The 1,507-nt window shown below is 69.9% G+C and carries 2 protein-coding genes; both read left to right on the forward strand.

Translation table 11 applies throughout. From position 1 onward, the window contains the following. Positions 1 to 360: proton-conducting transporter transmembrane domain-containing protein (locus ACY45C_RS00225; protein ID WP_462185664.1), on the forward strand; the 360-nt coding region annotated here is incomplete at its 5' end. Positions 361 to 367: 7 nt separating this feature from the next. Then, positions 368 to 1,381, forward strand: coding sequence for a polyprenyl synthetase family protein (locus ACY45C_RS00230; protein WP_462185665.1), 1,014 nt, complete (start codon positions 368 to 370; stop codon positions 1,379 to 1,381). The last annotated feature ends 126 nt before the right edge of the window (positions 1,382 to 1,507 follow it).

Genomic DNA, 1,507 nt, shown 5'->3' on the forward strand with positions numbered 1-1,507 from the left:
ACCTCGCCCCTGCTGGCCGGGACGTTCTCGTTCCTGCTGCTCGCGCTCGCGGGGATCCCGTTGACGAGCGGGTTCACCGGGAAGTTCGCGGTGTTCCAGGCCGCGATCGCCGGGGACGCCACCCCGCTGGTAGTCGTTGCACTGGTGTGCAGCGCCATTGCCGCCTTCTTCTACGTGCGGGTCATTGTGCTGATGTTCTTCTCCGAGCCGCTCGCCGAGGGTCCGGTGGTGGTGACCCGCCCGACGTTGACTTTCGCCGCGGTCGCCATCGGCACTGTGGCTACTCTTGTACTGGGAGTAGCGCCACAGCCACTCCTGGACCTCGCGACGACCGCCGCGACGTCCGGCTTCGTACGCTGACGGTGGTATGAGCGCTATCGGGCTGGACGTCGTGGGGATCAGGACCGATCCTGATCTGGAAAAGGCCGTGCGGATGGGTCTTGTCCGGGTGGAGGATCTGCTGCGCGAGTCGGTGCGCAGCGAATCCGCCTTCGTGACCGAGACCTCCCGCCATCTCGTCGACGCGGGGGGGAAACGTTTCCGTCCGATCGTCGTGCTGCTGGCGGCGCAGTTCGCCGATCCCGAGGCCGACGGGGTGGTGCCGGCGGCGGTGGCGATCGAACTCACCCATCTGTCGACGCTGTACCACGACGACGTGATGGACGAGGCGCCGCGGCGGCGGGGAGCGGCCTCTGCGAACACGCGGTGGACGAACACGGTCGCCATCCTCACCGGGGACTACCTGTTCGCCCGCGCCTCCGACATCACCGCGGACCTCGGCCCGGAGGCGACCCGCATCCTCGCCCGGACCGCGACCCTGTGCGAGGGGCAGATCCGGGAGACCGTGGGCCCGGCGCCCGGGCAGGACCCGGTCGAGCACTATCTGCGGGTCATCACGGACAAGACCGCCTCGCTGATCGCGACCTCGGGTCGGCTCGGTGCCATGCTGGCGGGCGCTGACCCGATCACCGTCGACACCCTCGCGACCTTCGGGGAGCTTTTCGGGGTGGCTTTCCAGTTGTCCGACGACATCATCGATGTTGCCTCGGACCCGGTGGACTCGGGCAAGACGCCCGGCACGGATCTGCGGGAGGGGATCCCGACCCTGCCGGTGCTCTACGCGCTGCAGGCCGATGACCGGGCGGCGGGACGGCTCCGGGAGCTCATCACCACCGGATTCGCCCCCGGCGACGGGAACACGGAGGACCCGGTGGGCGAGGCTCTCGATCTGCTGCGCAGCCACGTGGGCATGGCCCGGGCCCGGGCGGAACTCGTCTCCTGGTCGAGCCGGGCGCGGGAATGCCTCGCGCCGTTGCCGGACAATCCGGCGAAGACCGCCCTGGAGTCCCTCGCCGACTTCGTGGTCGACCGCACCGGCTGAGCGCGGCGCGGGACCGCCCGGTCCCGGAAACAAGGTGACCTGGCCGAATCTGGTGAGACCCGGCCAGGTCGGAGGGCGTCCTGGGTCAGTGCCCCGACGTGACCGCCGTCGTGGCGGTGGTTCCGG

The organism is Frankia sp. CcWB2, from assembly GCF_977927585.1.

Bases quoted from the DNA above. Each gene is read 5' to 3' on its own strand.
- ACY45C_RS00230 (WP_462185665.1), top strand. From the start codon at position 368: ATGAGCGCTATCGGGCTGGACGTCGTGGGGATCAGGACCGATCCTGAT.